This is a genomic window from Streptomyces gardneri, assembly GCF_006539185.1.
Lineage (GTDB): Bacteria > Actinomycetota > Actinomycetes > Streptomycetales > Streptomycetaceae > Streptomyces > Streptomyces gardneri.
This window is the reverse complement of sequence record NZ_BJMN01000025.1, coordinates 101713-127686: the sequence shown is the minus strand read 5'-3', so window position 1 is coordinate 127686 and position 25974 is coordinate 101713. Positions and strand designations below refer to the sequence as shown.

At 72.9% G+C, this 25974-nt stretch carries 25 protein-coding genes; 14 read left to right on the top strand and 11 right to left on the bottom strand.

The features are described 5' to 3' along the window. The first annotated feature begins 47 nt into the window (after positions 1-47). Complete coding sequence (locus SGA01_RS19700; protein WP_141297763.1) at positions 48-1499, top strand: alpha,alpha-trehalose-phosphate synthase (UDP-forming); 1452 nt, start codon at positions 48-50, stop codon at positions 1497-1499. A gap of 70 nt (positions 1500-1569) precedes the next feature. On the opposite strand, the gene SGA01_RS19695 is transcribed toward SGA01_RS19700, so the two are convergent. Then, positions 1570-1914: a winged helix-turn-helix transcriptional regulator gene (locus SGA01_RS19695; RefSeq protein ID WP_055642146.1), complete on the bottom strand. Its 345-nt coding sequence runs from the start codon at positions 1912-1914 to the stop codon at positions 1570-1572. 98 nt (positions 1915-2012) lie between these two features. On the opposite strand from SGA01_RS19695, the gene SGA01_RS19690 reads away from it, so the two are divergent. Beyond that, complete coding sequence (locus SGA01_RS19690) at positions 2013-2918, top strand: NAD(P)-dependent oxidoreductase (protein ID WP_141297762.1); 906 nt, start codon at positions 2013-2015, stop codon at positions 2916-2918. Positions 2919-2922: 4 nt separating this feature from the next. Here the strand turns inward: SGA01_RS19690 and otsB are convergent, their stop codons facing one another. From otsB to SGA01_RS19675, 3 genes are all read right to left on the bottom strand, one after another. Continuing rightward, positions 2923-3765 (bottom strand): trehalose-phosphatase, encoded by an 843-nt coding sequence (otsB, locus tag SGA01_RS19685; RefSeq protein WP_055646112.1) that lies wholly within the window; start codon positions 3763-3765, stop codon positions 2923-2925. A 73-nt stretch (positions 3766-3838) separates the two neighbouring features. After that, positions 3839-4132, bottom strand: a complete 294-nt coding sequence (locus SGA01_RS19680) for a DUF3263 domain-containing protein (protein ID WP_141297761.1) — start codon at positions 4130-4132, stop codon at positions 3839-3841. Positions 4133-4144: 12 nt separating this feature from the next. After that, positions 4145-5428, bottom strand: coding sequence for an extracellular solute-binding protein (locus SGA01_RS19675; protein WP_141297760.1), 1284 nt, complete (start codon positions 5426-5428; stop codon positions 4145-4147). 264 nt (positions 5429-5692) lie between these two features. Between SGA01_RS19675 and SGA01_RS19670 the strand changes: the two genes are divergently transcribed. From SGA01_RS19670 to SGA01_RS19655, 4 genes are all read left to right on the top strand, one after another. Further along, the gene (locus SGA01_RS19670; RefSeq protein ID WP_141297759.1) at positions 5693-6643 is read left to right on the top strand and encodes an ROK family protein; all 951 of its coding nucleotides are present in this window, start codon (positions 5693-5695) and stop codon (positions 6641-6643) included. After that, positions 6643-7797, top strand: a complete 1155-nt coding sequence (gene nagA / locus SGA01_RS19665; protein WP_141297758.1) for an N-acetylglucosamine-6-phosphate deacetylase — start codon at positions 6643-6645, stop codon at positions 7795-7797. The genes SGA01_RS19670 and nagA overlap by 1 nt, the downstream gene beginning before the upstream one ends. A gap of 134 nt (positions 7798-7931) precedes the next feature. After that, a complete protein-coding gene (locus SGA01_RS19660; protein WP_141297757.1) occupies positions 7932-8858 on the top strand; it encodes a 1-phosphofructokinase family hexose kinase in 927 nt (308 codons plus the stop codon). A 170-nt stretch (positions 8859-9028) separates the two neighbouring features. Beyond that, the gene (locus SGA01_RS19655) at positions 9029-9454 is read left to right on the top strand and encodes a hypothetical protein (protein WP_141297756.1); all 426 of its coding nucleotides are present in this window, start codon (positions 9029-9031) and stop codon (positions 9452-9454) included. Positions 9455-9579: 125 nt separating this feature from the next. Here SGA01_RS19655 and SGA01_RS19650 read toward each other — a convergent pair whose 3' ends face one another. Both SGA01_RS19650 and cdgB read right to left on the bottom strand, forming a co-directional pair. Continuing rightward, complete coding sequence (locus SGA01_RS19650) at positions 9580-10551, bottom strand: carbohydrate-binding protein (RefSeq protein ID WP_141297755.1); 972 nt, start codon at positions 10549-10551, stop codon at positions 9580-9582. A 107-nt stretch (positions 10552-10658) separates the two neighbouring features. Next, positions 10659-12425 carry a diguanylate cyclase CdgB gene (cdgB, locus tag SGA01_RS19645; RefSeq protein WP_141297754.1) on the bottom strand — a complete coding sequence of 589 codons (1767 nt, stop codon included), beginning with the start codon at positions 12423-12425 and terminating at the stop codon, positions 10659-10661. 328 nt (positions 12426-12753) lie between these two features. Between cdgB and SGA01_RS19640 the strand changes: the two genes are divergently transcribed. Continuing rightward, positions 12754-13320 (top strand): flavin reductase family protein, encoded by a 567-nt coding sequence (locus SGA01_RS19640; protein ID WP_167534138.1) that lies wholly within the window; start codon positions 12754-12756, stop codon positions 13318-13320. 77 nt (positions 13321-13397) lie between these two features. Here the strand turns inward: SGA01_RS19640 and arfB are convergent, their stop codons facing one another. After that, a complete protein-coding gene (gene arfB, locus SGA01_RS19635; protein ID WP_141297753.1) occupies positions 13398-13838 on the bottom strand; it encodes an alternative ribosome rescue aminoacyl-tRNA hydrolase ArfB in 441 nt (146 codons plus the stop codon). A gap of 115 nt (positions 13839-13953) precedes the next feature. On the opposite strand from arfB, the gene SGA01_RS19630 reads away from it, so the two are divergent. Next, entirely contained in the window at positions 13954-14529 is a 576-nt protein-coding gene (locus tag SGA01_RS19630) for a TerD family protein (RefSeq protein WP_055642156.1), read from the top strand. Between the two features lie 119 nt (positions 14530-14648). After that, positions 14649-15176 carry a GNAT family N-acetyltransferase gene (locus SGA01_RS19625; protein WP_141297752.1) on the top strand — a complete coding sequence of 176 codons (528 nt, stop codon included), beginning with the start codon at positions 14649-14651 and terminating at the stop codon, positions 15174-15176. A gap of 13 nt (positions 15177-15189) precedes the next feature. Here the strand turns inward: SGA01_RS19625 and SGA01_RS19620 are convergent, their stop codons facing one another. From SGA01_RS19620 to SGA01_RS19610, 3 genes are all read right to left on the bottom strand, one after another. Next, positions 15190-17436, bottom strand: a complete 2247-nt coding sequence (locus SGA01_RS19620; protein WP_141297751.1) for an FG-GAP repeat domain-containing protein — start codon at positions 17434-17436, stop codon at positions 15190-15192. 127 nt (positions 17437-17563) lie between these two features. Further along, a complete protein-coding gene (locus tag SGA01_RS19615; RefSeq protein ID WP_371866071.1) occupies positions 17564-19081 on the bottom strand; it encodes a M1 family metallopeptidase in 1518 nt (505 codons plus the stop codon). Between the two features lie 115 nt (positions 19082-19196). Next, positions 19197-19736, bottom strand: coding sequence for a GlcG/HbpS family heme-binding protein (locus tag SGA01_RS19610; RefSeq protein ID WP_141297750.1), 540 nt, complete (start codon positions 19734-19736; stop codon positions 19197-19199). A gap of 322 nt (positions 19737-20058) precedes the next feature. Here SGA01_RS19610 and SGA01_RS19605 point away from each other — a divergent pair, with 322 nt between their 5' ends. From SGA01_RS19605 to SGA01_RS19585, 4 genes are all read left to right on the top strand, one after another. Next, positions 20059-21186: a sensor histidine kinase gene (locus SGA01_RS19605; protein ID WP_229918108.1), complete on the top strand. Its 1128-nt coding sequence runs from the start codon at positions 20059-20061 to the stop codon at positions 21184-21186. 131 nt (positions 21187-21317) lie between these two features. Beyond that, entirely contained in the window at positions 21318-21938 is a 621-nt protein-coding gene (locus SGA01_RS19595) for a response regulator (RefSeq protein ID WP_024760510.1), read from the top strand. A 79-nt stretch (positions 21939-22017) separates the two neighbouring features. Continuing rightward, on the top strand, positions 22018-23241 hold the full coding sequence (locus SGA01_RS19590) for an FAD-dependent monooxygenase (protein WP_141297749.1): 1224 nt from the start codon (positions 22018-22020) through the stop codon (positions 23239-23241). A 145-nt stretch (positions 23242-23386) separates the two neighbouring features. Beyond that, positions 23387-23887 carry a hypothetical protein gene (locus SGA01_RS19585; RefSeq protein ID WP_055642162.1) on the top strand — a complete coding sequence of 167 codons (501 nt, stop codon included), beginning with the start codon at positions 23387-23389 and terminating at the stop codon, positions 23885-23887. 15 nt (positions 23888-23902) lie between these two features. Here the strand turns inward: SGA01_RS19585 and SGA01_RS19580 are convergent, their stop codons facing one another. Further along, complete coding sequence (locus tag SGA01_RS19580) at positions 23903-24571, bottom strand: pentapeptide repeat-containing protein (protein WP_141297748.1); 669 nt, start codon at positions 24569-24571, stop codon at positions 23903-23905. A gap of 213 nt (positions 24572-24784) precedes the next feature. Between SGA01_RS19580 and SGA01_RS19575 the strand changes: the two genes are divergently transcribed. Beyond that, positions 24785-25948 (top strand): NAD(P)-binding protein, encoded by a 1164-nt coding sequence (locus SGA01_RS19575; protein WP_141297747.1) that lies wholly within the window; start codon positions 24785-24787, stop codon positions 25946-25948. Positions 25949-25974 lie beyond the last annotated feature (26 nt).

Sequence of the window (25974 nt, the reverse complement as noted above, 5' to 3'; positions counted from 1 at the left end):
TCGTATACGTACGTTTGAGCGTTTACGGGACGGGCTAGGTTCGCTGCATGGCTACTGTGCTCGTGGCATCGAACCGGGGACCCGTGTCGTACGTGCTCGACGAGGACGGCTCGCTCACGTCCCGCAGGGGCGGAGGAGGCCTGGTCTCGGGCCTGAGCGCCGTCTCGGCCGACGACGCGCAGGAGAGCCTCTGGGTGTGCGCGGCACTCGGCGAGGGCGACCGGGAGGCCGTCCGGCGCGGGATCGCCGAGCCGGGCGTACGGATGCTGGACATCCCCCCGGACGTGTACGCCGACGCGTACAACGGCATCGCGAACTCGGTCCTGTGGTTCCTCCACCACCACCTGTACGACATCTCGCGCGAGCCGGTCTTCGACGCGGAGTTCCGGCGCCGCTGGGAGTCGTACCGCGCCTACAACCGCGCCTTCGCGGAGGCCCTGGCGGCGGAGGCGGACCAGGGCGCGGCGGTCCTGGTGCAGGACTACCACCTGGCGCTGGTCCCCTGGATGCTCCGGGAGCTCCGCCCCGACCTGCGGATCGGGCACTTCACGCACACCCCGTGGGTCTCCTCCGAGTATCTGCGGATGGTGCCGGCCGACATCGTCGAGGAGCTGTTGTGGGGGATGCTCGGCGCCGACGAGCTGGGCTTCCACACCTGGGGATGGGCCTCGTTCTTCATCGACTGCTGCTCCCAGCGGGACGACGCGACGGGCATGGCCGAGGGCGTCTGGCCGAGCGGCGACCCCTGGCACGGAGTGGAGTACCGGCGCTACGGCTTCGGGAAGGGCCGCACCCGGGTCCGGGCGTTCCCCCTGGGCGTGGACGGCGACGAGCTGCGGGCACTCGCGTACCGGCCCGAGGTGGACGAGCGGGTCGCCCTGCTCCGCGAGGAGGTCGGCGACCGGCAGACCATCGTCCGCGTCGACCGCACCGAACTGTCGAAGAACATCCTGCGCGGCCTGCTCGCCTACCGGGAGCTGCTGACCGTCCACCCCGAGTGGCGCGACCGGGTGGTCCACCTGGCCTCCGCGTACCCGTCGCGGCAGGACCTGGAGTCGTACCGGGCGTACACGGCCTCGGTGACGGAGCTCGCCGAGGAGATCAACGCCGAGTTCGGCACGCCCGGGTGGACGCCGGTCCTGGTCTCGGTGGAGGACGACTTCACCCGCTCCCTGGCGGCCTACCGCATCGCCGACGTGGCCCTGGTGAACCCGGTGCGCGACGGCATGAACCTGGTCGCGAAGGAGATACCGGTGGTCTCGGAGGCGGGGTGCGCACTGGTCCTGTCGACGGGCGCGGGCGCCCACCGGGAGCTGGGCGCGGACGCGCTCACCGTGAACCCCTTCGACGTGTCGGAGACCGCGGAGGCCCTGCACACGGCCCTGTCGATGCCCCCCTCCGAACGCTCCGACCGCACGAAACGCCTCGCGGCGGCGGCGACGGCCCTCCCGCCGCAGCGCTGGTTCCTGGCACAGCTGGAGGCGCTGCGGGGCAGCTGAGCCCTAGGCCCTGTCCGGCGGATCAGGGTCGGACACGCCGCGGGCCCGGCCATGATCCGCCGGACAGGGCCTAAGCCCCCCGCTCCCGCCGTTCGCGCCCCCAGGCCGCGAGCGGTTCGAGGGCTTCGATGAGCCGCGTCCCGTCCTTGGTCAGGCCGTACTCGACTCGGGGCGGGACCTCGTCGTACGAGACGCGGTCCACGATCCCGTCCGCCTCCATCTCCCGCAGATGGGAGGCGAGCACCTTCTCGGTGATGCCCGGGACGATGCGCCGCAGCTCGCCGAAGCGGCTCTGCGGGTAGGTGTGGAGCGCCCACAGGATGAGGACCTTCCACTTGCCGCCGATCACCTCCATCGAGGTGTCGATCCCGCAGACGTGCCCGTCGTCGGTTGCCGGCCGGTTCAGCGTCGCCATCTGCCCCACCCTCCTGACCTGTTCGCTCACCTCAGGGTAACCACCCACTTCCAAGTGGGTACTTGAGCGGTTCCGGGCCCTCGACCAGCCTGGTGGCCATGACAGCGAACACGCGAGAGAAGACCTCGACCTCCGGGAAGACCCCCGTCACCCTGCTCGGCCTCGGCGCGATGGGCACCGCCCTGGCCGGCACCTGGCTCGCCGCCGGCCACCCCCTCACCGTCTGGAACCGCACCCCGGCCCGCGCGGCCGGACTCGTCGCCGAGGGCGCGAAGGGCGCCGGCAGCGCCGCCGAGGCCGTCGCCGCGAGCACGCTGGTCGTCGTCTGCCTCCTGGACGACGCCTCGGTGGGCGAGGCCCTCGCCGAGGCCGACCTGACGGGGAAGGACCTCGTCAACCTCACGACCACGACCCCGGACCAGGCCCGCGCCCGCGCGGACTGGGCCCGCGACCGCGGCGCCCGCTACCTGGACGGCGGCATCATGGCCGTCCCGCCGATGGTCGGCGTCCCTGAGGCCGGCGGATACGTCTTCTACAGCGGCGCGGCCGAGCTGTTCGAGCAGCACCGGGAGACCCTGGCGGTGCCCGTCGGCACCCGGTACGTCGGCGCGGACGCGGGCCACGCGGCCCTGCACGACGTGGCCCTGCTCAGCGGGATGTACGGGATGTTCGCCGGGATCCACCACGCCTTCGCCCTGATCCGCAAGGAGGACATCGACCCGGTGGAGTTCGCCCCGCTGCTCGCGGACTGGCTCGCCGCGATGGCGCAGGGCGTCCACCTCGCCGCGGACCAGCTGCGGAGCGGCGACTACACGAAGGGCGTCGTCTCCAACCTGGGCATGCAGGTCGCCGGCACGCCCACCTTCCTCGCCACCGCCGAACAGCAGGGCGTCAGCACCGAACTGCTCCTCCCCTACTTCGACCTGATGGCCCGTCGCCTTGCCGAGGCGAGCGGCGACGAGGACCTGACGGGCGTGGTGGAGCTGCTCGTACGGGGAGAGTGACGGTTCAGGAGGCCCGTACCGCCTCCGCGAGCGCGGTCAGGAACCCCACCACCCCCGGCGGGCCGGCCACCGAGAGGTCCGCGCGGTCGGCGAGTTCCGGGACCTCGGAGGAGCCGCTGCAGATCAGGAGGCCGGGGGTGCCGTCGGAGCGGAGCTTCTCCACGGCGGCGAAGGCGGGCAGGTCGCCGAGGTCGTCGCCCGCGTAGAGCACGGACCCGGCGCCCACCTCCTGTGCGTACTCGGCGAGCGCCACGCCCTTGTCCATGCCCGGGGGCCGCAGCTCCAGGACCATGCGGCCGGGCTCCAGGACGAGGCCGTGGTGGGTGGCGAGGTCGCCGAGCGGGCCCTTGAGGGCCTCGAAGGCGCCCTCGGGGTCGAGCGCGCGGCGGGTGTGGACGGCGACCGCGCGGCCCTTCTCCTCGATCCAGACGCCCGGCCAGGCGCCGGCCCGGTCGAGGAAGCCGGGGAGCTCGGCGCGGACGGAGGCCACGCCCGGGTGCGGGGCGGCGGCCCGGACGGTGCCGCTGACGGCGTCCCAGCGTTCGGCGCCGTAGTGGCCGAGGACGACGAGGTGTTCGAGGCCGGGGACTCCGGCGAAGCCGCCGTAGCGGACGGCGACCCCGGCGGGCCGGCCGGTCACGACGGCGACGGAGGCGACCTGGGGCGCGAGGGCGGCGAGGGCGGCCACGGCACCGGGGTGGGCGCGGGCCTGTTCGGGGTCGGGGACGATCTCGGCGAGCGTCCCGTCGAAATCGAGGGCGACGACGGCTTGCGCGGGCCGCGCGAGAAGCGCGGCCAGACCGTCGCGGCCGGCGGAGGTGGTCGGGTGCGGAAGGCTGCTGACCATGTTCACGACCCTACCGACGCGGGGCGTCGCCGTCAGCGTGGCCGGGGTCACCGGTGCGGGTCCTTGCCACCCTCTAGCGACGCCTTTGCTTCTCTTCCCGGACGCGGCGCAGTCGGTTGACCGTCACCGGGTCGTGGGCGAGGGCGCGCGGGTCGTCGAGGAGGGCGTTGAGCAGCTGGTAGTAGCGGGTCGGGGAGAGGCCGAGGCCCTCGCGGACGGCCCGCTCCTTGGCGCCGGGGCCGGGCCAGGAGCGGCGCTCGACGGCGAGGAGGGCCCGCTCGCGCTCGCCGAGCCCACCGTCGCCGGCGTCGTGCGCCGTCCCCTGCTCTCCGGCCGTCCGCTCTTCGGCCGTCCGCTCTTCGGTCATACGACCAACCTATTACTCGGCGTTCTCGGCCGCCGTCGCCGCCCGGCCTATCGTGCCCAGGACCTCGGAGGGCCGGCCGCCGGGGGTGACGGCCTTGCCGATGTTCTGCTTGACGTTCTCGCTGACCGTGGCCCACGAGGTCTTGCCGACCGGCGGGAGCTGGGCGTCCGGGAGGCCCTTGAGGAACTCGCGGAGGTTCGCGTACTCGGGGTCGGTCTCCATGCGGGTGGAGGCGCTGACGGTGACCGGCAGCAGGTCGTTGTCCCCGGCGAACTTCAGGACGTTCTCGTCGCTGAAGACGAAGTTCAGGAACTCGCCGATCTCCTTGCGGTGACCGTTCTGCTTGAAGCCCATGATCCAGTCGGCGACGCCCATGGAGCTCTTGGGCTTGCCGTCGATGCCGGGCAGCGGCACCTGGCCGATCTCGACGCCCTTCTTCGCGGCCTCCTTGACCAGCGAGGGGTGGCCGTTGAGCATGCCGACCTCGCCGCTCGCGAAGGCGGCGAAGGCGGCCTTGCGGTTGAGCTTGCCGGGGGCGACGGGCCCGGTGAGGCCCTTGCCGACGAGGTTCTTCTTCAGCCAGTCGAAGGTGCGGACGTTCGCGTCGGAGTCGACGGCGTAGTGGTCGGTGGCGTCGGTCCAGCCGCCGCCGCCGCTGAGGAGCCACATCAGGGCCTCGGCCTGGGCCTCCTCGGGGCCGAGCGGAAGCGCGAAGGGGGTGGTGACGCCCTTGGCCTTGAGCTTCTCGGCGGCGGCGGCCAGCTCGTCCCAGGTGGTGGGTGCCTCGGCGCCGGCCTCCTCGAAGAGGGCCTTGTTGTAGAAGAGCGGCCGGGTGGAGGCGACGAAGGGCAGCCCGTACTGGGTGCGCTTGGTCTCTCCGGCGGCGACGAGCGGCGCGAGGAAGTTGGCCTGGACGGGGATCGAGAGGAGCTCGTCGGCGGCGTAGAGCTCGCCGGCGGCCGCGTAGTCGGCGTAGGCGCCGATCTGCGCGACGTCGGGGGCCTCGTCGGCCTTGACCATCTCGGCGACCTTGCGGTCGACGTCGTCCCAGGACTCGATCTGCACCTCGACCTTCACACCGGGGTGCTTCGCCTCGAAGGCGGTGACGAGGTCGGCCCAGTACTTCTTGGTCGTGTCCCCGCCGGTCAGGTCGTAGTCGGCGGCGACCAGTCTGAGGGTCACGTCGCCGGATTCGCCCTCGAGGACGCCGCATCCGGTGACCGTGGCGGTCAGCCCGAGTGCGGCGGCGGCCGCGGTCAGTCCAAGGAATCGTCGCCGCTGCACGGCCTCATCCACCTCTTTGCTCGTCGTTGAGCCGATTCAGCGCTGCGTTTGCGCTGCATTTGCACGGTATTCGCACTGCTGTGAGCTGCATGTTTGCTCTCCGCAGGCCCGCAAGTCTCCCCCGCGGCCGGGCATGAGGTCTACACCACTTGGGTATCACTTCCGCAACACAGCCGGGACCATGGACCCATGACGGGTCCCGAATTTGTATCCGTACGCAACAATCCTCGGCAGTGGACTAGACCTTTTGGGTCCCCGCGCGCCAAACTGTCCCCCGTGAGACACGTCATCGCCCTGGATGTGGGCGGCACCGGCATGAAGGCCGCCCTCGTCGGGGCGGACGGCACCCTGCTCCACGAGGCCCGCCGCGCCACCGGGCGCGAGCGCGGTCCCGAGGCGGTGGTCGAGACCATCCTCGGCTTCGCGGAGGACCTCCGCGCCCTCGGCCAGGAGCGGTACGGCGAGCCCGCCGCGGCCGCCGGAGTCGCCGTCCCCGGCATCGTCGACGCCGAGAACGGCATCGCGGTCTACGCGGCCAACCTCGGCTGGCGCGACGTTCCCATGCGCGAACTCCTCAGCCGCCGCCTCGACGGCATCCCCGTCGCCCTCGGCCACGACGTCCGCACCGGCGGCCTCGCCGAAGGCCGCATCGGCGCGGGCAACGGCGCCGACCGCTTCCTCTTCGTGCCCCTCGGCACCGGCATCGCCGGCGCCATCGGCATCGGCGACCGCATCGAGGCCGGCGCCCACGGCTACGCCGGCGAGATCGGCCACATCGTCGTCCGCCCCGGCGGCACCGACTGCGGCTGCGGCCAGCGCGGCTGCCTGGAGCGGTACGCCTCCGCCTCCGCCGTCTCCCAGGCCTGGGCCGAGGCGAGCGGCGACCCGAAGGCCGACGCCGCCGACTGCGCCAAGGCCGTCGAATCCGGCGACGCCACGGCCGTCCGGATCTGGCAGAACGCCGTCGACGCCCTCGCCGACGGCCTCGTCACCGCGCTCACCCTGCTGGACCCCCGCACACTGATCATCGGTGGCGGTCTCGCCGAGGCCGGGGAAACCTTGTTCACACCACTTCGGGCCGCGGTGGAGGAGCGAGTCACGTTCCAGAAGCTGCCCGCCATCGTCCCGGCGGCCCTCGGGGACACCGCCGGATGCCTGGGCGCGGGCCTCCTCGCCTGGGACCTGCTCGCCGACCAGCACCCCACCGACTCGGAGGTTTCCGCCTGATGGCCGATCACCAGGTTCTCGCCGGCGCACACGTCGTGCTGCCCACCGGAATCGTCGAGAACGGACGCGTGATCGTCGACGGCGAGCGCATCACCGGCAGCGCCCCCGAGGGCGCCCCGGCCATCGACCTGACCGGCCACTGGCTCGTCCCCGGCTTCGTCGACATGCACAACCACGGCGGCGGCGGCGCGTCCTTCACCTCCGGCACCGTCGAGGACGTCCTCACCGGCGTCCACACCCACCGCCTGCACGGCACCACCACCATCGTCGCCTCCTTCGTCACCGGCGAGATGGACTTCCTCACCCAGCGGGCCGGCCTGCTCTCCGAACTCGCCGAGCAGGGCGAGATCGCCGGCCTCCACTTCGAGGGCCCCTTCATCTCCCCCTGCCGCAAGGGCGCCCACGACGAGACGCTGCTCCGCGACCCCGACCCGGCCGAGGTCCGCAAGCTGATCGACGCCGGCCGCGGCCAGGCCAAGATGGTCACCCTCGCCACCGAGCTGCCCGGCGGCATCGACTCCGTACGCCTCCTCGCCGAGCACGGCGTGATCGCCGCGATCGGCCACACCGACGCGACGTACGAGCAGACCGTCGCCGCCATCGACGCGGGCGCCACCGTCGCCACGCACCTCTACAACGCGATGCCCGCCCTCGGCCACCGCACGCCCGGCCCGATCGCCGCGCTCCTGGAGGACGAGCGGATCACCGTCGAGCTCATCAACGACGGCACGCACCTCCACCCCGCCGCCCTGGAGCTCGCCTTCCACCACGCGGGCCCCGAGCGGGTCGCCTTCATCACCGACGCCATGGACGCGGCGGGCTTCGGCGACGGCAGCTACATGCTCGGCCCGCTGGCGGTCGAGGTGAAGGACAGCGTCGCCCGCCTCGTCGAGGGCGGCTCCATCGCCGGCTCCACCCTCACCCTGGACCGCGCCTTCAAGCGCGCCGTCACCATCGACGGCCTCCCCGTCGAATCGGTCGTCCAGGCGATCTCCGCCAACCCGGCCCGCCTCCTCGGCGTCTACGACCGGGTCGGCTCCCTGGAGCCCGGCAAGGACGCCGACATCGTCGTCCTCGACGCCGAGTTCCGCCTCAAGGGCGTCATGCGCAAGGGCCAGTGGATCGTCGACCCGACGGCGGTCGCGGCGGTCTGATCAGGGGTCATACGAGGTCAAACGGAAGGGCGGTCGGCCGGAACTCTGGGCCAACCGCCGTTCCTTTGGCATGATCGGTGCCCGTCGGAACGCTCGTTCCACAGGACTTCACACCGAGTTACGGGGGTGCACAGGTGATTCTGACGGTCACCCTCAACACGGCGCTGGACCTTACCTACCGGGTCCCCGCCCTCACCCCGCACGCCACCCACCGCGTCACCCAGGTCATCGAACGCCCCGGCGGCAAGGGCCTCAACGTGGCCCGGGTGCTCGCCGCGCTCGGCCACGAGACCGTCGCCACCGGCTTCGCGGGCGGCGCCACCGGCGCCATGCTGCGGGACCTCCTCGCCGCGACCCCGGTCCGCGACGAGCTCGTGGCGACCGCGGGCCCCACCCGCCGTACCGTCGCCGTCGTCGACACCACGACCGGCGACACGACCCAGCTCAACGAACCCGGGCCCGCCATCACTCCCGCCGAGTGGGCCGGCTTCCGCACCCGCTTCACCGAACTCCTCGACGGGGCCCGGGCGGTGGCCCTCTGCGGCAGCCTCCCGCCGGGCATCCACGTCGGCGCGTACGCGGAACTGATCCGCCTCGCCCGCGCCGCCGCCGTCCCGGTCCTCCTCGACACCAGCGGGGAACCCCTCCGCCGAGGCATCGCGGCCCGCCCCGACCTGGTCAAGCCGAACGCCGACGAGCTCGCCCAGCTCACCGGCTCCCGCGAACCCCACCGCGCCACCCGCGACGCACGCCGCCGCGGCGCCCACGCGGTGATCTCGTCCCTCGGCCCGGAGGGCCTCCTCGCGGCCACCCCGGAGGGCCTGTGGCGCGCGGCACCCCCGGCCCCCGTCAAGGGAAACCCGACGGGCGCAGGCGACTCCGCCGTAGCCGGCCTCCTCTCGGGCCTGGTCGACGAAGCCCCCTGGCCCGAACGCCTCACCCGCGCGGTCGCCCTCTCGGCGGCGACGGTCCTCTCCCCGGTGGCCGGCGAGTACGACCCATCGGCCTACGAGGAACTGCTGCCCCGCGTGAAGGTGACGTCGGACTCCGAAGCTGCGTGAGGCCTGCCGGGCCGTGTGATTCCGACATCGCTGCCCTGGCTCAAACAGACCGCCCCCGCGGGGTGGATATCACAGAGCATTACCGGCCATTCGGCGCTCTCCACTGGACGTCGATCGAACACGCGAACGAAGATCAAAGTGTTCGATAGTCGATCCTGGAGGAATCTCACGTGCGCAAGAACATCATGACCGCTGCGGGAGTGACGGCCGCGGCGGTCACCCTTTCCCTGTCCATGTCCGGGTCGGCCCAGGCGGCCCCGACGGCCCTCGACGCCGGCAGCAGCAACTGCAGCACGACCGGTGCCTACGGTGCGATGTCCTGGACCAACTACTGGGGGCCCGGCTACACGATCAATCTCAAGTTCACCCTGACCGACAAGCTGGCCGACGGGAACAGCGTCGCTGTGCGCCTGATCTCGAAGGACACCTTCGGCAGGATCCACAACTGGAAGTGGAACAAGAACTCGCAGGGCAACGGAAGGACGAGCACGTGGAACACCACGGCGTCTCACGTCAACGGGCTCTTCGACATCGGAATCCAGGTGGCCCGCCTCAACAGCGATGGGTCCGTGAAGAACACCTGCACCAAGTGGTGACCGACGCGAGGATCTGACCCGTGGGTGGCGCGACGTACGTCACCCATGGATCCCCTCCGCCACGCCTCGGAGCGGAGCCCCGTCGGCGCGGCGGAAGAGGCCCCTCGAAAGAGGCCTCTTGAGCGTCACCTGCCGGTGTGACCGGCCTCCAGGTAGACCTGGTCGAGGATCGCCTCGCACGTGTCTCCCGCCTCGCAGGAGATCTTGAGCGCGTTGTCGCCCTTCTTCAGGTTCACGTAGGCGTACGTGTACGTCCAACCCTTCTCCCAGTCGCCCTCGGCGGCCTTCGCGAAGTTGGACATGTTCAGCCCGCGCGGCGTCTCGCCGTTGACCGTCAGCGAGGTCTTGGCGTCCTTGCCGGGCACGCTGTAGATGATGCGGAGCGTGTACTCACCGGAGTCCGGCACGGCGACCGACCAGCTCGCGGAGCCGCCCACACCGTTGAAGGTCACGTAGGCGCCGTTCGTGCCCTGCGCCCCCTTGACGGAGCTGTCCGTGGCGGCCGTGCCGCCCAGCTTCAGCGTCGCCGCGTCCTGCTTCGGGAGTTCGGCCGGGGTCTGTTCCGTGCTCGGCTCGGTGCTGGGTTCCTCGGAGACCTGGGAGGGCGCGGTCGACGGCGTACCGCTGCCGCCGGCCTGGTTGCCCTTGTCGTCCTTGTCGCCCGAGTTGCTGATCACGGCGGCGGCGATGCCGACCACGACGACCGCGACGACCGCGACCGCGCCGATCAGGAGGCCCCTGGTGTTGGGGCCGCGGCCGGAGCCGCCGCCGCGCGGGGGCTGCGGCGGGACCTGCCGGGTGGGCGGGCCGCCGTACGTCTCGGGGGCGGCGTACTGCGCGTGCGGCTGGCCGTAGGGGGCCTGCTGCTGCGGCGGCACGTAAGGCTGCTGCGGCGGCTGGCCGTACTGGCGCTCGCCGACCGTTCTGACCTGGTTGTACGAGGTCCGGGGCACACCGGGCTGCGCGGGGGCGGGGCCGGGGTAGCCGTAGCCACCGCCCTGCGGTGCCCGGGCGCCCGCTGCCTGGCCGTCCTCGTACAGGTAGCCGAACGGATCGTCGTCCTCGGGCTTGTTCCCGCCGTCGTTACCGGCAGCCATCCGGGCCATCCTCTCCATGCTCGCCAGCCGTCGCCGACCGGCCGAGCCTACCTCGAACGGACCAGCGCAAGGTGCGGGGCTTGACAGGAGGACGGGTCGCGGCGGCCTCAGCCGGCCCGGCGGTGAACCTTGGCCCGGGAGCGCTTCTCGATGTACATCCGCTGGTCGGCGGAGTTCAGGACCTCTTCGACGGTCATCCCGCACTCCGCCCAGCCGATGCCGAAACTCGCCCCGACACGGACCGCCCGGCCGTCCACCCGGATCGGCGGAATGATCGCGTTCCGGAGGCGTACGGCCAGGTCGGCGGCGTCGGCCGCGCCGAGGCCGTCGGCGAGGACGACGAACTCGTCGCCGCCGAGCCGGGCGACGGTGTCCCCGTCGCGGACACCGGTGGTGAGCCGGCGGGCGACCTCGATGAGAACGGCGTCGCCGGTGTGGTGCCCGAAGCGGTCGTTGATCGACTTGAAGCCGTCGAGGTCGCAGAAGAGGACCGCGAGCCCCTTCGTGCCGTCGTCGACCTCGCCGGTGGACGGGGCGACGATGTGGACGTGGTGGTCGTAGGGTCCGGCGCCGTTCGCCGGCTCGAAGCCGAAGCCGTGCTCGTGCTCGTACGGCGACTCGTAGCCGGATTCGTGACCGGAGTCGTGGCCGGGGCCGGATTCGTAGCCGGGGCCGGAGTCCGATCCGTAGCCGGGGCCGTAGCCGCCGTCCCTCGCGGAGTCGTAGCCGCCGTCGTGCCCGCCGCTCTCGTATCCGGTGTACCCGGCGCCGACGGCGGTGCCCGCCGCCGCGGGGCGCTCGCAGATGCGGGCGGAGAGCCGGGAGCGCAGCTCGGCGCTGTTGGGGAGTCCGGTGAGCGCGTCGTGCGAGGCGCGGTGGGCGAGCTGGAGCTCGTGGCGCTTGCGCTCCTCGATGTCCTCGACGTGGGTGAGGAGGAAGCGGGGGCCGTCGGCGGTGTCGGCGACGACCGAGTTGCGCAGGGACACCCAGACGTAGGTGCCGTCGCGCCGCCCGAGGCGCAGCTCGGCGCGGCCGCCCTCGGCGGAGGTCCGGAGCAGGGTGCCTATGTCCTCGGGGTGGACGAGGTCGGCGAAGGAGTAGCGCCGCATGACGGAGGCGGGCCGGCCGAGGAGCCGACAGAGGGCGTCGTTGGTGCGGAGCAGCCGGCCGTGCTGGTCGCCGCCCATCTCGGCGATGGCCATGCCGGAGGGGGCGTACTCGAAGGCCTGCCGGAAGGACTCCTCGGAGGCCCGGAGGGCCTGCTGCTCGCGCTCCAGGCGGACGAGGGCGCGCTGCATGTTGGAGCGGAGACGGGCGTTGCTGATCGCGATGGCCGACTGCGAGGCGTACATCTGGAGCGCCTCCTGGCCCCAGGGCCCGGGGTGCCGGCCGTTGCGCGGACGGTCGACGGATATGACGCCGAGGAGTTCACGGCCGGAGCCGGAGGCGTACATGGGGGCGTAGAGACGGTCGTGGGGGTGCCACTCGTCCTCGAAGCGGGGTGCGGGGCCGTCGGTGTGCCACTGGGGGACGTCGTCGTCCATCAGCACCCAGCCCTCGGTGTGCGGGATGAAGCGGAGGTCGCCCCAGCCGGAGCCCATGGAGAGGCGGCGGTCCCAGGAGGCGCGGGAGCCGACGCGGCCGGTGATCAGGGCCTCGGCGGCGGAGCTTCCGGCGAAGGCGGCGACGACGAGGTCACCGTCGGGGCGTACGAGGTTGACGCAGGCCAGCTCGTAGTTGAGACCGGCGACCACACCGTCGGCGACGGTCTGCAGGGTGTCCGCCAGGCTGCGGGCTGTGTTGAGGTCCGCCACGACCTGATGCAGCTGCCGCAGGGTCGAGAGACGGACGTACGGCTCCGACTCGGTCTCCATCGCTCGCTCTCCCCGAGACCTCGACAGCAACTCCAGGGTTCTCATCGGCTTCGTGCTGCACTGTCCCTGCCACTGAATCACAGCGAGCTGCGCACCCGGTACACAGGGTCAGCAAATACTGCCCTCTGTGACTCAAGTCACAGCAGGTCATGGCGGGTCGCGCACAACCTCTCGGGGTGGTCCGGTCCTAGTGGGTTTTCGGCCGATCCGGCCGGAGCCCTCCCGCGGCCGGGGAGCCGCCCGGCCGGGGGTCCTAGGACCCCCGGGGGTGGCCGACTGGTCCCCGGGCCCGATGCGGCCCCCGGTGGGCCCGGTCTAGCGTGCGGGTGTGCTGCAGAAGACCCCCGCCCCGCCCCCCGTCTCCGATCTGGCCATCCCTCATGCTGAGGGGGTGAGCAACGACGAGTTCCGGGCGGCGATGTCCCGCCTCGCCGCGGGCGTGGTCCTGGTGACGGCACACGCCCCCGACGAGGGCCCGCGCGGCGAGGACGTCGGCATGACGGCCACCGCCTTCATGTCGGTCTCCCTCGATCCACCCCTGGTTCTGGTCAGCCTCCGCAACGGCTCCCGCATGGACGACCTGCTCGCCGAGGTCCCGGTCTGGGCGGTGTCGATCCTCTCCGAGGGCCAGCGGCAGACCGCCGGGCGCTTCGCGATGAAGAACCGGGTCAGCGACCGGCTGCTCTTCGCCGACCTTCCGTACACGCGCGGCGAGGAGAGCGGCGCGCCGCTGCTCGGCGGGGCGCTCTCGGTCCTGGAGTGCCGCACGGAGAGCCGTGTCGTGACCGGGGACCACACCCTGGTCGTCGGCCGGGTCCTGACGGTCGGCCTGCCCTCGGCGGACGCCAGCGGCCCGCTGACGTACTTCCAGGGGAAGTACCGACACCTGAGCTGAACGCGGAGACCGGCGGGGGCCGGGGGCTCGGGGGCTCGGGTTCGGGCGCTCGGGCGCTCGGGCGCTCGGGGGGCTTCTCAGCCCCAGTCGCCCCGGGACTGCCGGGTCCGCTTGGTCTCCGAGCGCTGCTTCTTCTCGCGCAGCCGGCGTTCGTTGATGCCGCGCGGGATCTTCGTCGGCCTGCGGGGCTTCGGCGGCGGGGCCGTCGCCTCGGCGAGGAGCGCGGCGAGCCGGACCGCGGCCGTCTCGCGGTTGCGCCACTGGGAGCGGTGCTCCGAGGAGCGGACCGTCACGACGCCGTCGACCAGGCGGGAGGCGAGGCGCTCCAGGGCGCGGGCCTTCCACACCTCGGGGAGCGCCGTGGTGGCCGCGAGGTCGAAGCGGAGCTCCACCTGCGAGTCGCTGGTGTTCACGTGCTGCCCGCCCGGCCCCGAAGACCGCGAGAAACGCCACTGGAGCTCGGCCTCGGGAAGCGAGACGGAGCCGCGGATGGGATAGGGACCGGACATGCCCTCCATGTTCCCCGCAGTGGGCTGTTGGAGTCATCCTGTTTTCGCCGGGAACCCGTCGGGAACCGCTGGGGGCCCGTGCGCGTTTCTCCAGGCGAAGACACCACGATGAAAGGGACTTTCCATGGCTGTGAGCCTGTCCAAGGGCGGCAACGTCTCCCTGACCAAGGAGGCCCCGGGCCTCGCCGCCGTCACCGTGGGCCTCGGCTGGGACGTCCGCACCACCACCGGCACCGACTTCGACCTCGACGCGTCGGCGATCGGTGTGGACGCCGCGGGCAAGGTCGCGTCCGACGCCCACTTCGTCTTCTTCAACAACAAGTCGACGCCGGACCAGACCATCGTCCACACCGGTGACAACCGCACGGGCGAGGGCGGCGGCGACGACGAGCAGATCAACGTCAACCTGGCGGGCCTCCCGGCGAACGTCGACAAGATCGTCTTCCCGGTCTCCATCTACGACGCGGTCTCCCGCTCGCAGAACTTCGGCCAGGTGCGGAACGCCTACATCCGCATCGTCAACCAGGCCGGCGGCGCCGAGCTCGCCCGCTACGACCTCTCCGAGGACGCGGCCGTCGAGACCGCCATGGTCTTCGGCGAGCTCTACCGCAACGGCGCGGAGTGGAAGTTCCGCGCGGTCGGCCAGGGCTACGCCTCGGGCCTCGAGGGCATCGCCCGCGACTTCGGCGTCAACCTCTAAGACTCGGCAAGATGCTGGCAAGTCCCCGCTAGGTCCCCGGCAGGTCTTCTGCCAGGGACCCGGGAAAAGCCGTTGGAGCCCCGGCGCGTTTCCGCGCGCCGGGGCTCTACGCTTGCCGCGTGATCGTCGAAGCCCTCGCCCCCAAGGCACTGGAGGACGGCGCCGCCCTCCCGGGCCCGCTGCTCACCGAGCTCACCGCGCTCTACGCGTCGAACGAGGAGTTCCAGCAGCTCAGCGGCGACTTCCCGGACCCCTCCGACATCCGCCCCGAGCAGGTCGCCGCGGCCCTCGCCGACGAGCTCGCGCAGCCCACCGCCGAGGTCCTCCTCGCCCGCTCCGAGGGCCGGCTCGTCGCCGTCGCCGTGACCCTCGGCCGCCACCCCGACCCGGCCGAACCGGACCCGTGGCTCGGCCTGCTCATGGTCCACGCGGACGAACGGCGCGCGGGCCACGGCCGCCGGCTCGCCTCGTACGTCGAGGACCGCTTCCGCACCGAGGGCCGCACGGGCCTGCGACTCGCCGTCCTGGAGAACAACCCGAAGGCACTCGCCTTCTGGACGTCCCTCGGCTACGAGGAGACCGCCCGCCGCCCGGACCTCGCCCACGGCCGCCCGTGCATCGTCCTGCGCAAGAGCCTGGCCGGCTAGGACCCGCGGGGGCTCAGAAGAGCTGCGGGTGCAGCTCACCGAGGGGGCCCTGGGTGTACAGCTGAGTGCGTGCCGTGAGCGGGGCCTTCCAGTCGCCCGTTCCCCGGTAGAAGCCGAGCGAGTCCGGCCCGATGCTCGAGGCGTCGTCGACCAGGAGGTCGGGACGGCCGTCCTTGTTCCCGTCGCCGACGGCCACGATGTCGGAGTACCGCTGCCAGCCGCCGCCGATCCTCGTGCGGGGCGCGAAGGTGCCGTCGCCCTTGCCGAGGTGGAGCCAGAGCACCCCGGCGCGGTCCCGGGCGAGGAGGTCCCCGGCGGGGCCGCCGCCGATGTTCCCGGTGGCGACGAGCTTGTCGTACCCGCCCCAACCGCCGCCGATCCGCTTGCGCGGGGCGAAGGGCTTGGCCGTGTCACCGGTGGCCTTGTAGAGCCACAGGACGCCGGACCGGTCGGTCGCGACGAGGTCGGACCTGCCGTCGCCCGTGAGGTCGGAACCGGCGGCGAGCTGGTCGTACGCGTTCCAGCCGCCGCCCACGCCGATGCGCTTGGCGAGGGAGGGGCCCGTGCCCGGGTAGAGCCAGAGGACGCCGGCGCGGTCCCGGGCGACGAGGTCGGCGTACTTCGAGCCGGCCAGGTCGCCGGTGGCGACGAGCCGGTCGTACGCGTTCCAGCCGCCGCCCCGGTCCGTCAGCTCCCAGTCGGTGATCCACGGGGTGCGGAGCTGGCGCACGTCGTAGGAGATCAGCCGTCCGTCGCGGGTCCGGGCGAGGAGGTCGGGGGAGCCCTTGTCCGAGTAGTCGTGCGGGGCCGTCCCACTGTCGACACGAAGGGTCCCGGTCCGCTTCAGGACGGGTCCGATGCCGTTGTCCGGCCGGGCCGTGAGGGTCCAGGTGTACTCGCCGTTCAGCGCCGCGGAGTAGTTTCGGAACTCCCCGTTCCACCCGGTGACGAAGCCCCCTGTCCGGTCGTACGGACCCAGGGAATCGCTCCAGCGCTTCCCGGTCCGCTTGTGCACGAGCTCGACGTCCGCCCGCGCACCGGGCCGGCTGAGCCACCAGTTGACGTCGGCCCAGCTGCCGCCCCTGCGGAAGTCCATCGACCCGGGGACCTTCCGGCTCAGCTCGGTGAGCGCCGTGGAGACCTTGCTCGTGGCCACCATGGTCGCGGCCGGACGCCCGTCCGCCCCGAGGGCTATCCGGTAGAAGCCCTCCCCCTTCGCGAGCGTCCCGCCCTGCGCGAGAGCGCCCTGCGCGCGCCAGTCGACCCTCACGACGCTGTCGAGCACCCTGACCGTGGTCCTGTTGTCCTGGAGGGAGAGGGCGGTCAGCGGGTAGAGCGGGTTCGGCACGTCGGCCGCGGCGCCGCCGGGCACGGTGTACGTGACCCAGCCGTCGATCAGACCGATCACGACCCCGCGGTCCTGCGCCGGCAGCACGTACCGGCTCGTGGTGGCCGAGCCCCGGCGCGCGGTCACCACGACCGCCCGGTTGTCGGCGAGCCGCTCCACCCAGGCCACGTGCGTGGCGGTGGCGGCGACGCCGGATACGGGGTCGATGGCGGCGGGCACGGCCCGGTCCTCCACGACCTTCGCCGCCGCGAGGTCCACGACGGCGAGCCGCTCCCCCAGCCTTCCCCCGACCGTCCCGGTGTAGCTGACGGCGCAGAGGCCGGGAGCGGTGATCCTCGAGGCCGCGATCCTCGCGTCGGCGGGGAGACCGGTGATCTTCCGGTGGACCACCTCGCCCTGCGGCCGGGACACCAGGTGCAGGGCCTTGGCCGTGCCCTCGGCGGTCTGCAGGAGGAGGGCGTCGCCCACGGGATGGAGGAGGGTGGCCGTCGGCCCCAGGAAGGCGGTGTCGATGACGACGGGTTCGCCGCCCGCCGCCATGTCGTACACCCGGTAGATGCCGCCGTCCACGGCGACGACCACGTCGCTGTCGGCGTTGCCCCGGTAGTACGGGGCCGCGGGCAGCACGGTCGTGACCCCGCCCTCGTATCGGGTCCAGGAGTACGTCCGCCGCTCCCCCTCGACGACACGGCTCAGGAAGCCGGACGGCCCCCCGCCCAGCAGCACGGAGTCCCGGCTGACGACAGCGGGGCCGGTCGCCTCCTCCGCCACGGCTGCGGAGGCGACGGCCGGGGCGGACGCGACGGCCGGGGCGGACGCGACGGCCGGCGGGGCAGTGATGGCGGGGGCGGTCACCGCGAGGGTGACCGCGACGGCCGTCGCGAGGCGGGTGCCGGTGGAGCGGAGCTGCAAGGTGAACCCCCACGAGAAGATCGGGCACGGGAGTGCCGTGCCCGATCAGACTCGTGATCCGACCGCCTGGTTGTACGGGATCTCCGGAGATCCGTTCGACTCCGTCAGGTCGGGCGCCGCGCCGTCCCTAGGGCTTGGCCGGTTTCCCGTCGCCGTAGAGCCAGACCTTCCACAGCTCGTCGAGGTCCTTCCCGGCCACGCTCTCCGCGTAGGCCGTGAAGTCGGCGGTGGAGGCGTTGGCGTGGCGGTACTTCTCGGGCCAGCCGCGCAGGATCTCGTCGAAGGTGGCGTCCCCTACCGTCTCGCGCAGTTTGTGGAGGACCATCGCGCCCCGCTGGTAGACCGGCGGGTCGAAGAGGTTCTCGGCGGAGGGCGGGGCGGCCGGCGGGAAGGCCCAGTTGGCGTCCTGGGCGAAGGCCCGCGCGAAGTGCGTCCGCGCGGGGACGTCCTCGTACTCCTCCGTGTACAGCCACTCGGCGTACGTGGCGAAGCCCTCGTTCAGCCACAGGTCCCGCCAGGTGGCGGGGGTGACCGAGTTCCCGAACCACTGGTGGGCCAGCTCGTGGACGAGGGTCGTCCGGTCGAAGGCGGCGGCCGGGAAGACGGGCCGGGTCTGGGTCTCCAGGGCGTAGCCGAGGGTCCCGTCCTCGGTGACGATCGCCCCGGCGGCCGAGAAGGGGTACGGGCCGAAGCGCTCGGCCTGCCGGGCGAGGATCCCGGGGATCTCGCCGCGCAGCGCCGCGCTGCCCGCCGCGACCGAGGGCTCGGCGGCGGTCAGGACGGGGAGGGAGCGGGGGGCGGTCGCCGACTCGGACGCCGATGCTGTGGCCTTGTCGGTCGCCGGCGCCGTGGGCTTGCCGGGCGGCGTGGGCTTGCCGGTCGCCGTCGACGTCGACGTCTCGTACCGGCCGATCGCGACCGTCGCCAGATAGCTCGCCATCGGCTCCGCCGAGTGCCACGCGGTGGTGACGCGGCCGTCGCCCTCCGTCCGCCGGTCCGTCCTGACGCCGTTGGAAAGGGCTTCGAGCCCTGCCGGGACGGTGAGCGTGATGTCGTACGTGGCCTTGTCGGCGGGGTGGTGGTTGCCGGGGAACCAGGTCATGGAGCCCTCCGGTTCGCCGACCGCGAGCGCGCCGTCGTCGGTGCGCAGCCAGCCCTCCTCGGAGCCGTCCGCGTCCGTGATCGGCTCCGGCACGCCCGTATAGGTGACGGTGGCCTTGAACTCCGCCCCGTCGCGGATGTCCTCGCGCGGGCGGAGCGTCAGCTCGTCGCCCGCCCTGTTGTGCGCGGCCGGGGCGCCGTCGACGGTCGCCCCCGACACCGTGAGGCCCGCCAGGTCGAGGTTGAAGGCGCTGAGGTCCTGGGTCGCGCGGGCGGTGATCTCGGCGGTGCCGTCGAGGCGGCCTGTGCCCGGGTCGTAGGCGAGGGACAGGGCGTAGTGGCGCACGTCGTAGCCGCCGTTGCCGAGCTTCGGGAAGTACGGGTCGCGCAGCCCGGCGGCCCCGGGGGCGCCCCGGACCCCGCCGCCGGCGTCCGTACAGCCGCCCGCGAGGAGCGCGAGGGCGAGGAGGGCCGCGGCGGCGCCGGCCCGGGTGCGTCGCGGGGTGCGTCGCCGGGTCACGTACTCGTCCTCGTACACATACACGTATCGATCCTAAGCAGGACGGATACGAAGGACCGGGTACGGAAACGGCGATGGCGCCCGGCGGGGGATCCGGGCGCCACCACCAGCTGGGGGGCTACTGCCGCTGAGCGCGAGCTCAGTTGGCGAGCGCGGCCACGCCCGCCTGGGCGAACTTCTCGTCCAGGTCGCCGGACGGGGCGCCCGCGACGCCGATGCCCGCGATGGGCGCGCCCTTGGCGGTGACCGGGGCGCCGCCCGCGAGGAAGAGGGTGCCGGGGATGTCCTTCAGGTTCGGCGCCTGGGCGAGGCGGCCGGCGAGGACGGAGGTGGGGGCGTTCCACGAGACGGCGGTGAACGCCTTCTTCTCGGCGGACTCGTACGACTGCGGGCCGGCACCGTCGCCGCGCAGGGTCACGATGGTGTTGCCGTTGCGGTCGACGACGGCGACGGAGACGCGCTGGTTCTCCTTCTCGGCGGCGTCCAGCGTCGCCTGCGCGGCCTTCGTGGCGGCCTCGATCGTCAGGTGCGTCGACTGCTGGAGGTTGTCGTTGCCGGCGTCGGCCCGGACGACGGCGGCGGGGGCGGCGGCCGGGGCGGAGGCGTTCGCGGAGACCGCGCCGAAGGTGCCGGCGGCGACGACAGCGGCGGCAGTGGCACCGAAGAGGATCTTCTTCATGAGGAACTCCGTGAGGTGTGAGGTGACAGGTGTGAGGTGAGGAGGAGGAAGCGGGGAGGGCGGTTCGTTCGTTCGTTCGTCCGTTCGCTCTGCAATCCATCCTGTGGCCGCTGCCGGGACCTTTCGGTCCACGGTCCGGCTGTCCTCCTCGCGCACACTGGTGGACGCCCGGGTCAGCCGATCGGCTGATGCCGGTCTGGTCCCTCCGGGTCAGGATGGACAGATATCCCCAGGTCAGGACGGAATCGAGAAGGGAGGCCGGCAGGTGACACAGCCGCCGCCCACCGAGCAGGACCCGGACGCCCCCTGGCTCGCGCGCGTCATGCACATCGCGTTCTTCCTCCTCCTCGGCGCCTCCCTCGCCCGCTTCCTGCTGCGCCACCCCTGGGAGGACCGCAGCCCCTGGATCGTGGCCCTCTCCGGCGCCCTCGCCTCCCTCTACCTCCTCGGCCCCGTCCTCGGCACCCGCGCCGCCCCGCGCCGGATCGCCTGGCTGGGCACGGTCGTCGCCGTCTGGATCGTCCTCGTCGTCCTCGCGCCGAGCTTCGCCTGGTGCGCGGTCCCGCTCTTCTACACGGGGCTGCGCACCCTCCCGCCGCGCGCCGCGCTCGGCCTCGTCGTCCTGCTCACCGCCTTCGTCGTCTTCGCGCAGGTGCAGCTCGCGCACGGCGGCTGGGACCCGAACCTGATCGTCGCGCCGCCCGCCGTCGCCGCCATCGCCACCGGGGTGTTCGTGTACTCCGACCGGCAGGCCGCACGGCAGCGGGCGCTCATCCACGACCTGATCCGCACCCGGCGCGAACTGGCCGCCATCGAGCGCCGCGAGGGCACCCTCGCCGAGCGCCAGCGGCTCTCCATGGAGATCCACGACACCCTCGCGCAGGGCCTGTCCAGCCAGCAGATGCTGCTCCAGGCGGCGGACCGCACCTGGGACAGCGACCCCGGCACCGCCCGGCGCCACGTCCGTACCGCCGAGTCCATCGCCGAGCGCAACCTCGCCGAGGCCCGCCGTTTCGTCCACGACCTCGCGCCCGCCGACCTCGCCGAGGGCGGCGGCCTCGAACAGGCCCTGCGCGGTCTTGCCGCCCGCGAGTCGGCGGAGTTCCACGTGGACGGGACCGCGGTGCCGCTGCCCGACCGGACGCAGTCGGCGCTGCTGCGGATCGCGCAGGGCGCCCTCGCGAACATCCGCGAGCACGCCGGCGCCGACTCCGCCGCCCTGACCCTCACGTACCTCGACGACCAGGTGGTCCTGGACATCGCCGACGACGGCCACGGCTTCGACCCGGCGCTCGCGCGCGACCCGGGCGAGCGCGGCGACCGGGGCCACGGGCTGCCCGCGATGCGGGTACGGGCCCAGCAGCTCGGCGGCACCCTGACGGTCGAGTCCGCCCCCGGCGAGGGCACGGTGCTCTCGGCCGCGATCCCCTTGACCCCTCTGACGCCTTGACCCCCCTTGACCCCCCTGACTCCGTTGGCCCCCTTGACCCCGTTGGCCCCTTGACCCCCGCGCCCCCTGCCCCCTACCTCCCCCTCGCCTCCCTCCTCCCCCTCATCCCCTCCCCCGTCCCTGGAGTCGTGATGTCCGTACGGATCCTCCTCTGCGACGACCACGTCGTCGTCCGCGCCGGGCTGCTCGCCCTGCTCGGCAGCACCCCCGACATCGAGGTCGTCGGCGAGGCCGGCAGCGGCGAGGAGGCCGTCGCCATGGCGGCCAAGCTGAAGCCCGACGTCGTCCTCATGGACCTGCAGCTCGGCCCGGGCATCGACGGTGTCGAGGCGACCCGGCAGATCGCGCCCACCGGTGTCCACGTCCTCGTCCTCACCACGTACGACACCGACGCCGACATCACCCGCGCCATCGAGGCCGGCGCCACCGGCTACCTCCTGAAGGCCGAGCGGCCCGAGGAGCTCTTCGCAGCCATCCACTCCGCGGCGCAGGGCCGCACCGCCCTCTCGCCGCCGGTCGCGAGCCGGGTCATGGACCGGATGCGGGGCGCGGCGGGCCCGAGCCTCACCGACCGGGAGCGGGACATCCTCGGCCAGCTCGGCCGCGGCCTCGGCAACCGCGAGATCGCGCGGGCGCTGTTCATCAGCGAGGCGACGGTGAAGACCCACCTGGGCCGGATCTACGCGAAGCTCGGCGTCGACACGCGCGCGGGCGCCGTGGCCGTCGCCAAGGAACGCCGCCTCCTGCCGTAGAGCCCCCACGACTGCTACCGTGCGTGGCTGTCCGACCGCACGGCGTCATGTCGCGGTCTCAGTCTCCGTGGGAGCGCACGTGAAGCTCGCCATCGTCGGCGGCGGCCCCGCCGGCCTCTACCTCTCGATCCTGCTGAAGCGGCAGGACCCGTCCCATGACATCGCCGTGTACGAACGGAACCCCGAGGGCTCCACGTACGGCTGGGGCGTCACCTACTGGGCCGGGCTCCTCGACAAGCTGCGCGCGGGCGACCCCGAGTCCGCCGCGGCCGTCGCCGAGGCCTCCGTCACCTGGAACGACGGTGTCGCGATCGTCCGCGACGAGCGGACCGTCCACCGCGGCGACGCCGGCTTCGGCATCGGGCGGCGGCGGATGCTCGCGCTCCTCACCGACCGGGCCGAGGAGCTCGGCGTACGGGTCGACTTCGAGCACGACGTGACCGGCCCCGACGCGCCCGAGCTCGCCGGCGCGGACCTGGTCGTCGCCGCCGACGGCGTCAACAGCGTGCTGCGCGAGGCGCACGCGGACCACTTCGGCAGCGAGGTCACCGCCGGCCGCAACCAGTACATCTGGCTCGGCACCACCAAGGTGTTCGACTCCTTCAGCTTCGCCTTCAAGGAGACCGAGCACGGCTGGATCTGGTGCTACGCCTACGGGTTCAGCGGCGAGCGCTCCACCTGCGTCGTCGAGTGCTCCCCCGAGACCTGGACCGGTCTCGGCCTCGACACGAGCGGCGAGACCGACAGCCTGCGCCTCCTGGAGAAGCTCTTCCACGACCTCCTCGACGGCCACGAGCTGATCGGGCGGGAGCGGTCCGACGACGCCGCGCAGTGGCTCACCTTCCGCACGCTCACCAACCGGGTCTGGCACCGGGGCAACGTGGTCCTCCTCGGCGACTCCGCCCACACCACGCACTACTCGATCGGCGCGGGCACCACCCTGGCCCTGGAGGACGCACTCGCGCTCGCGGACGCCCTGCGGCCCCCCGAGGCGACGCGCACCCCCGCCGGCCTCGACGCCGCCCTGACCACGTACGGGAAGCGGCGCCGCGCCGAGCTCGTCTCGGCCCAGAGCGCGGCCCGCTACAGCGCCCAGTGGTACGAGAACCTCCCCCGGTACATGCGCCTGGAGCCGGCCCGGATGTTCGCCCTGCTCGGCCAGCGCCACTCGCCGCTGCTCCCGCACATCCCGCCGCAGCTGTACTACCGGATCGACCGGGCCGCCGAGCAGCTGGAGCCGCTGCGCCGCCTCAAGCGCTGGCTGGGGCCGCGGGTGGCCCGGGCGGTCCACGGCCGCCGCTGAGACGCGGAAGTCGTTCAGACGCCGAAGTCGTTCAGACGCCGAAGTCGGTGGCCGCTGGACGCCGAAGTCGGTGGCCGCCCCGAGGAGGGGCGGCCACCCGTCCTCGCGTACGTGACCGGCCCCGCGCCGTGACACCATCTGTCCCGTGCTCGACATCGGCTACTCCCTCTCGCGTCGCTTCCCCGACCCGCCGCAGACCGACTACCGCCACGCGGACGTCCACTCCCTGCGCCACGACCTCTTCTGCGGGGACGTCTATCTCGCCGACACCGAGGCGGACCGCGAGGTGTCCACAGCCTGGGGATGGGTCCCCGTCCTCGACTTCGCCTGGGCCCTGTGCGACATCGTCGAGCAGCTCGACCAGGACCCGCGCGGCAGCCGCGCCGCACAGCCGCAGTACGCGGAGCTCGACTTCACCGAGTCCTCGGACCGGATGCTCTTCGAGCGCCGCTTCGGCTGGGTCGACGTCGAGGCCGACTGGATGCCCGGCGACGAGCCGCCGGTCACCTTCAACCACGCCGAACTGCGCCGCGAGGCCCGCGACTTCCTGCACGACCTGATCGCCGACCTCACCGACATGCACGAGGGCCTCGCCGACAACCCGGCCGTCTGGTCCCTCCAGGCCCGCTTCCCCCGCGTGGCCTGACGACGACACGACGGCTCACCCCTCCACCCGCACCCCCAGCCGCGCCGCGAGCACCGGCGCCAGGTCGAAGAGCTGGGCCGTCGAGATGACGGCCCCGGCCAGCGACTCCACCCCGCGCGCGATCTCCAGACGCTGCACCCCGCGCAGATCCACGTCCTTCAGCCGCGCCCCGGAGAAGTCCACCCCGGTCAGCGCACAGTCCACGAACTCGACCCGCTCGAGGACCGCGCCCCCGAAGTCCGGCTCGCTCAGCACACACCCCTCGAAGACGACGTCCTTCAGCTTCGCCGCCCGCAGGTTCAGGTAGTCGCTCTTGCCGCCCCGCACCACGACTCTCTCCAGCACCGCCCCGTGCAGCTGCGCCCCGCCGAGCCGCGCCTCCACGACCTCCACGTCCCGCAGCTGCGCCCCCGAGAGGTCCGTGCCCACTCCCCGTACCCCCGTCAGCACCGAGTCGAGGAACCGCGCCCCCGTGAGCCGCGCCCCGTCGAGCCCGCACTCGCGCAGCGCGCAGTCCAGGAACCGGGCCCCCGCCCCCGTCTGGCCGGTCAGGTCGAGCCCGGTCAGTTCGAGCCCGTCGTAGTCCCCGTCCGCCTCGATCCCGCCCTCGTACGCCACCAGCGGAGGCAGCCGCACCTCCGGCCGCCGCGCCCCCGCCACCTTCTTCTTCCGTGCCATCGCCATGACCCCATGGTGATGTACGCCACTGACAGCGCCCCGATGTCACGAACGCGACCCCTCCGCCCGTCCCCCACACGAGACCGGAAACGGGACCCGGACACGGAGACGGGCCCGGGCCCGGACACGGAAACCGGCCACGGCACCCGGCCACGGCACCCGGCCACAGCACCCGGCCACGGCACCCCGCCACGGGACGCGGACACGAGGGAGACGGACATGCGCAAGCTCACCATCATCGGCGGCGGTTTCGCGGGACTCACCGCGGCGATCACCGCCGCCGAGGCCGGCGCGAAGGTGACCCTGCACGAGGCCCACCGCACGCCCGGCGGCCGGGCCCGTACCGCCGAAGGCCCGTACGGCACCAACGAAGGCCCGCACGCCCTCTACGCCGGCGGCCCCCACTGGACCTGGCTGAAGCAGCGCGGCCTCCTCGGCCCCCTCGCCCCGCTCCCGCCCGCCGAGGCCCTCCGGCTCCGCTTCCACCGCGACGGCGCCCTGCGCCGCACCCCGCCGCTCGGCCTGCTGCGCCAGACCCTCCGCAGCGCCGGCCAGGCCCCCGTCGACCTGGACTTCCGCACCTGGGTCACCGGCCTCGCGGGCGAGCGGACCGCCCACGACGCCGCCGCCTACAGCGCGGTCGCCCTCTTCCACCACGACCCGGGCTCGCTCTCGGCCCGCTTCGTCCAGGAACGCCTGCACCGGGCCGGCTCCCTGCCGCCCGAGGCCCACTACATCCTGGGCGGCTGGGGCCTGCTGATCGAGCGGATGGTCGCGCGCGCCTGGGAGATGGGCGTACGGATCGAGACCTCGTCCCGCGTCGACAGCCTGCCGCTCGGCGAAGGACCCGTGGTCGTCGCCACCGCCCTGCCCGCCGCCGCCCGGCTCCTCGGCGACCCGTCGCTGACCTGGGACAGCGGCCGCACGGTCCTGTTCGACCTGGCGCTGCGGACCCGGAAGGGCGACCCGTTCGTCGTCTCGGACCTGGACGCGCCCGGCTGGATCGAACGCTTCACGGCGCAGGACCCCTCGCTCGCCCCCGCCGGACAGCAGCTCGTCCAGGCCCAGCTGCCCATCGGCCCCGACGAGTCCAAGGCCGACGGCGTCGCCCACGGCGAGCGGCTCCTCGACCGCGCCTTCCCCGGCTGGCGCGAGCGGACGGTGTGGCGACGGGAGGCCGTGTCCCAGGGCCGTACGGGAGCGGTGGACCGGCCGGGCACCACCTGGCGCGACCGGCCGGCCGTCGACCGGGGCGACGGCGTGTACCTGGTGGGCGACCAGGTGGCGGCGCCCGGTGTGCTGTCGGAGGTGTCGTTCACGAGCGCGATCGAGGCGGTGTCGCTGGCCGTCCGCACGGAACTGCTTGACCTCAAGCGCGCTTGAGGGCGGAGGCTCGGGAACTGTCACCG

Excerpts from the sequence above, each read along its gene's own strand:
- otsB (WP_055646112.1), bottom strand. The coding sequence starts at position 3,765 with ATGGTCAGCAGCCTTCCGCACCCGACCACCTCCGCCGGCCGCGACGGT.
- SGA01_RS19700 (WP_141297763.1), top strand. The coding sequence starts at position 48 with ATGGCTACTGTGCTCGTGGCATCGAACCGGGGACCCGTGTCGTACGTG.
- nagA (WP_141297758.1), top strand. The coding sequence starts at position 6,643 with ATGGCCGATCACCAGGTTCTCGCCGGCGCACACGTCGTGCTGCCCACC.
- SGA01_RS19680 (WP_141297761.1), bottom strand. The coding sequence starts at position 4,132 with ATGACCGAAGAGCGGACGGCCGAAGAGCGGACGGCCGGAGAGCAGGGG.
- SGA01_RS19630 (WP_055642156.1), top strand. The coding sequence starts at position 13,954 with ATGGCTGTGAGCCTGTCCAAGGGCGGCAACGTCTCCCTGACCAAGGAG.
- arfB (WP_141297753.1), bottom strand. The coding sequence starts at position 13,838 with ATGGAGGGCATGTCCGGTCCCTATCCCATCCGCGGCTCCGTCTCGCTT.
- SGA01_RS19610 (WP_141297750.1), bottom strand. The coding sequence starts at position 19,736 with ATGAAGAAGATCCTCTTCGGTGCCACTGCCGCCGCTGTCGTCGCCGCC.
- cdgB (WP_141297754.1), bottom strand. The coding sequence starts at position 12,425 with ATGGAGACCGAGTCGGAGCCGTACGTCCGTCTCTCGACCCTGCGGCAG.
- SGA01_RS19595 (WP_024760510.1), top strand. The coding sequence starts at position 21,318 with ATGTCCGTACGGATCCTCCTCTGCGACGACCACGTCGTCGTCCGCGCC.
- SGA01_RS19605 (WP_229918108.1), top strand. The coding sequence starts at position 20,059 with ATGCACATCGCGTTCTTCCTCCTCCTCGGCGCCTCCCTCGCCCGCTTC.
- SGA01_RS19575 (WP_141297747.1), top strand. The coding sequence starts at position 24,785 with ATGCGCAAGCTCACCATCATCGGCGGCGGTTTCGCGGGACTCACCGCG.
- SGA01_RS19695 (WP_055642146.1), bottom strand. The coding sequence starts at position 1,914 with ATGGCGACGCTGAACCGGCCGGCAACCGACGACGGGCACGTCTGCGGG.
- SGA01_RS19650 (WP_141297755.1), bottom strand. The coding sequence starts at position 10,551 with ATGGCTGCCGGTAACGACGGCGGGAACAAGCCCGAGGACGACGATCCG.
- SGA01_RS19580 (WP_141297748.1), bottom strand. The coding sequence starts at position 24,571 with ATGGCGATGGCACGGAAGAAGAAGGTGGCGGGGGCGCGGCGGCCGGAG.
- SGA01_RS19690 (WP_141297762.1), top strand. The coding sequence starts at position 2,013 with ATGACAGCGAACACGCGAGAGAAGACCTCGACCTCCGGGAAGACCCCC.